This window comes from Geobacillus sp. G4 (genome assembly GCF_040327975.1).
GTDB classification, from domain to species: domain Bacteria; phylum Bacillota; class Bacilli; order Bacillales; family Anoxybacillaceae; genus Geobacillus; species Geobacillus thermoleovorans.
Genome location: NZ_JBEPJY010000036.1, coordinates 1 through 4,904 on the forward strand (window position 1 = coordinate 1; position 4,904 = coordinate 4,904).

Here is a 4,904-nt window from a genome sequence, read left to right on the forward strand (position 1 = left end):
ACCCAAGGAGTCCGGTTCATGTCTCCTTTTTTGTTTAGTTGTCAATTTATGTCAGTGAATTTGCTCATCTACAGTTAAAAAGAAAAATTCACAATTTATCTAAAAAAAGTGGCACGGATTTAATCGCAGATATAGCTATGATAGGAACAATTGGCGATTACAATGCTATAAGAGAATTAGACAAAATCAAGACGAATAACAAAGAGGTACTGGAACAAATCAAGGTAGCAAAATTACAAATAATATGTGGACTAGAAGAAATAATTAAGGAGTACAGAAAACCAGATTCTCGTTATTCTCATAAAGCATTAGCAGAGGCTATTTATCATTCATTTGATCATCCAGAAGCATCAAAAGTTATAATAGAAGATCTCTTTAGTGAGGAATTTGAGCGTGTTTTTAGTGCCGTTACTCTACTTGCTTTCGCGGAAAAATTTCCTAAGGACAAAGTTACTAGAGATGTAGTAAATAAGTTCTTTGAAATTTTAACGGGTGATTTTAATACAACACTAAAGAATCATGCCATACTTGCGATAGGTAGATATGGAAATACTGATGATGCATCGAGACTTGAAAGAATTGTTGAGGAAAAAAAGTATTTAACAAAAAAGAAATTTTGGAAATGGCTAAGTGAAAGCGCACTATTAGACGATATCAACATCACAATAAAGAAATTGAAACGAAAGAAATAGACGATTCACACTCTAAATGAGCAACAAGGAAACATCGTGGCCCGTTACCAATACGATGCGTGGGGGAATATTCTCTCTCAATCCGGCGCCTTGGCAGACGAAAACCCATACCGATATGCGGGATACCAATATGACCAAGAAGCGGGTCTTTATTACCTGATTGCCCGGTACTATCATCCAACGCATGGCGTGTTCCTTTCTTTGGATCCGGCCCCGGGGGATGCGGACGATATCCTGACGCAGAATGGATACACGTACGCAAATAACAATCCGGTGATGTTGGTGGATCCGGATGGGAAGTTTGCGTATGCTGTAGGGCTTTATTTTGTTCCTGGTGTTGGACAAGTAATGTTAATTGGTACTGTTGCTGTTGTCGGGGCCTATGGAGCGTGGTATTTAGGAAAGAAAGTAAAAAGTTTGACTAGTAAAGGTTCTTTACCTCTAACAGGTCCTAGAAAAGGAAGTTTAACTTTAAGGGATGAGAAAGGAAAGGTTATACAACGAAGATATTATGATAGTGCAGGAAGAGCGAAAAAAGACATGGACTATAGCGATCACGGAAATCCAAAACATCATCCTTGGGGACCACATCGACATAAATGGAAATGGGATGAAAAAAAACTAAAAGAGGGAAAGCAGAACCAATGAATAAAGGTAGAAGAAAGTAGGAAGATAAAATATGAGTTTAGAAAAATTAATAGAGCTTATAGAGATTGGACATGATATAGAATTTATCTATAAAGGTGAACGTTATTCCATAACGAATACTCAAGCAGGCATTTGCCTTACAAAGTACTATAATTCAAATCATCAAGAATATACCAATGCAAATGATTTTATCAATAATGCGTTGATCGGTAAAGAAAAATTAAAAGACATTGTATCTCAAATTCAAATTACCGGTATTTTTTAACATATTCCCGAAAGAAGTCTCCCACCTCAAGGAACGCGAAGGGGGTAACCCAGTGAGTAGGTGGGAGATGAGTGTGAGTAAAATATTTGTGGGTGACATTCAGGAATGATTCCCCCGACGAGGGTTGCGAACTTTTGTTCGCGACGCTCGTCGGGGCCACCAAGCGAAGCGCGGTAGAAAAAAGCAAATGTCATGCAAAAAGGACTCTCTCCCTGCTATGATGGTGATTGTCAACATCAACCGAAAACAGGAGGGAGAGAGTCCATGAAACATCTTACCACAGAATGGCTTTTATTAAAAGAGCTGGAGGAACAATTCGTCAGAACTCTTCAAAAGGTGTTCGCTGTCTTGTTGGCGGCCCTTTTGGAGGAGATTGATCAACAACTGGCGGAAGCGCGGGACAAGCGCCGGTATCAGCTGAAAGACAAACGACCGACTACAATCCAAACGCTGTTTGGAGAAGTGACGTTTCGACGGAACTACTACTATGATCGGCAGGCGGGGGCGTATACCTTCTTGCTGGATGCCGAACTGGGCTCTGATGGAGCGCAATCGATCAGCCCTTGCCTCGAGGAAACGGCGGTCGAGTTGGCCGTAGAGTGCTCTTCCTACCGCAAAGCGGCTCGCACGCTGGAGTCGATCGTGGGGTATGCGGTCATGAGCCACGAGGCGATTCGCCAACTGGTGCTGGAGGCCCCTGTCTCGCTGCACCACCCTGTTTCCCAACGGCACGGCCGAGTGCTGTTTGTGGAGGCGGAAGGACTCTGTTTCCCGCCAGGGGAAAGGGAAACGGGCGAAAGAAGAGAAAATCCTGGCGGTTCATGAGGGATGGAGACGAAGCGGTTCGCAGCTCGAGCTCGTGAACCGGCGCTGCTGCCTCCATGAAGGGGCGGGGGACGTGTGGGAACGGTTTGAGGAGTGGCTGATGAAGGAATATGCCTATGATCCGTGCCGAGACCTGTTGGTCCTCAACGGCGACGCGGCGTCGTGGATCACGGCCTGCCGGGAGTGTTTTGGGAAGCAGGCGTGCTTTCAGCTGGATCGATTTCATGTGGCGCGGGAGCTGCGTCAGTGTCTGTCCGGCCATCCGCGTTGGCGGGAGGTGCGGAAGAAGCTGGCGAAACAAGACGAAGAAGGGCTTCTCGTGGAGCTGAACAGCGCGGTCGGCACGTTGGAGGACGAAGCGAAAGAACAGCAGCTGGCTGCCATGATCCGCTGGATCGAGTCGATGCCGGGATGCATCCGGGACTATCGGGGGTGGCTGTCGGAGCAAGGGGTGGAGACGACCGGCATGCGTCCGATGGGCCATGCGGAGAGTGTGATGAGCCGATTTGCGCATCGGGTGAAATCCCGCCGCAGCTGGAAAGACCAAGGGCTTCGGGTGTTTCTGAGGGCGATGGCAGCCCGAATCGACGGGATGTTGTGGAGAAAGGGCGGTTGGAGAAGGAAGAGCCCCGGAGGGCAACCACGGCCTCGAGGAAGTCCAAGCGGGTTGAACAGGCCAAACGGAAGGCCGGACGGTTGTGGGCAGATGTGGTGCGTCAGAATCTACCGTGTCTGCAGCGGTCATCCGGGACGCCGATCCATCAAGCGTTGTCGGCGCTTCGGGATTTTGGTTCGGTGTAAAAAAATGGAACACAATATCATCGCCTCAAGATGAGGGATGAGAGTCCGAAAGCGCTTACGATATTAATTCCTGAAAATGGTTCGCTAACTAGTGATTGACAACGCCCGTAGTGAACCGAAAAAAAGTTCTCCACAAAGTCTTGACTGACTCAGAAACGGCATCAGATATCGTAACGAAATTAGAGATATGGTAGAATTAGATATGGATATAAATACCAAACACCCCTCTTCTGGAGGGGTATTTGGTATGCCCAATAATGGAGGTGATCCCTATCATTCACTGCGGGGATGAACACCAGTATCGTCTTAAAAATCTTATACCGCTAAACTTGACGGGTATGGGGCTGTATCCCCCTTCTTCGTTACGCCCACTGCACCGCCACCGCCCGAACGGGCGAACCGTCGCAGCCAGGCAAGGAAAGGGGGAGGGCAATAATATACGGGTCATCAAAATCGATTTGATCAAAGTTTGCGAAATTTTCCCCAATCACCCCATTGGCGCCAAGAATGAGCTCGTGAGCGCGGAACGAAGAGCCGTCGGGCGGGTCGATGTTGAGCGCGTCAATGAAGAACGTGCGGACGCCGCGTTCAAGCATCGCTTCAATCACATCCGGCGCGACGTACGGATGATGGAAATACCGCTTTGTTCCGGCGTATTGCGACCAGCCGGTATGAAACAACACAATGGTTCCCGGCGACAGCTTCGGGATATACGGAGCGGCATCGGCCATCGTCACCGCTTCGCCTTCCGCTTTCCCGGTGGCATCGATCACGATGCCGCGGCCAAGAAAATAGGTGAGCGGCACGTCATCCAACCGCCAGCCATGCTCGCAAAAATGGAACGGCGCATCGATGTGCGTGCCGCTGTGCGAACCGAGCACAAGGCGGCTGACGTGGTAGCCGTCTTGGGCGAATGTCGCCGCCGGTTCGATGTGCGGCTTCGGATCCCCCGGGTACACCGGAGTTTGGGCCGTGATCGGCATGGAGAGGTCGATGATTTTTTTTGATGATCATTTTCTCGTCATTCCTTCCAAGTCCATTCTCGGTAAAGGTCGATTCGTCGTTCGTCCATCATGGTGTAAAAGTGTTTCTTTAACGCTTGGCGTTGGTTTTGATCGATCATGGCGTGTACGAGCTCTTCCCGTCCGTTCATGTTGGCTGCGGCTATTTTCCTTCCGTCCGGCCCGTAAATAGAGGATAAACCAAAGAAATGGAAAGAAGAAGACCATCCAATTTGATTGCATGCAGCAACATAAACCGTGTTATCGATCGCTCGTGCCATGGCGAATTTTTGAAACGGTGCATGAAATGGAGATTCCCAAGCACATGGAACGAGAAGAAGCTCGGCTCCATGGACGGCTAGGTATCTTGCTAGTTCCGGAAAAGCTAAGTCCCAACAAATCATCAGACCGATGCGGCCAAGGTCGGTATCCACCAGCACCGGCTCGGCTCCCGAAGAAAACCAGGCTTTTTCAAAAGGAGTCAAATGGATTTTTCGGTAATTTCCGATACATTGTCCATTGGGATGAATCAACATAAGAGAGTTGTATATATTTTCTGTACGATCTTTTTCGACGTACCCGTAGGCAATATACAACTGTAGATGAGCAAATTCACTGACATAAATTGACAACTAAACAAAAAAGGAGACATGAACCCGATTCCTTGGTTAG

The 4,904-nt window shown here is 48.0% G+C and carries 5 protein-coding genes and 1 pseudogene; 4 read left to right on the plus strand and 2 right to left on the minus strand.

From position 1 onward, the window contains the following. Positions 1 to 38 precede the first annotated feature (38 nt). The 4 genes and pseudogenes from ABS784_RS16600 (at position 39) to ABS784_RS16615 (ending at position 3,231) form a co-directional block, all read left to right on the plus strand. Positions 39 to 692, plus strand: coding sequence for a hypothetical protein (locus ABS784_RS16600; RefSeq protein WP_352513317.1), 654 nt, complete (start codon positions 39 to 41; stop codon positions 690 to 692). Between the two features lie 36 nt (positions 693 to 728). Beyond that, entirely contained in the window at positions 729 to 1,340 is a 612-nt protein-coding gene (locus ABS784_RS16605; RefSeq protein WP_014195997.1) for an RHS repeat-associated core domain-containing protein, read from the plus strand. A 31-nt stretch (positions 1,341 to 1,371) separates the two neighbouring features. Next, positions 1,372 to 1,605, plus strand: a complete 234-nt coding sequence (locus tag ABS784_RS16610; protein ID WP_014195996.1) for a hypothetical protein — start codon at positions 1,372 to 1,374, stop codon at positions 1,603 to 1,605. 264 nt (positions 1,606 to 1,869) lie between these two features. Next, positions 1,870 to 3,231, plus strand: a pseudogene (locus ABS784_RS16615) (ISLre2 family transposase). 362 nt (positions 3,232 to 3,593) lie between these two features. Here the strand turns inward: ABS784_RS16615 and ABS784_RS16620 are convergent. Together ABS784_RS16620 and ABS784_RS16625 are read right to left on the minus strand one after the other, a co-directional pair. After that, complete coding sequence (locus tag ABS784_RS16620) at positions 3,594 to 4,214, minus strand: cyclase family protein (protein WP_352513319.1); 621 nt, start codon at positions 4,212 to 4,214, stop codon at positions 3,594 to 3,596. A gap of 38 nt (positions 4,215 to 4,252) precedes the next feature. After that, positions 4,253 to 4,864 (minus strand): carbon-nitrogen hydrolase family protein, encoded by a 612-nt coding sequence (locus ABS784_RS16625; RefSeq protein WP_352513321.1) that lies wholly within the window; start codon positions 4,862 to 4,864, stop codon positions 4,253 to 4,255. Positions 4,865 to 4,904 lie beyond the last annotated feature (40 nt).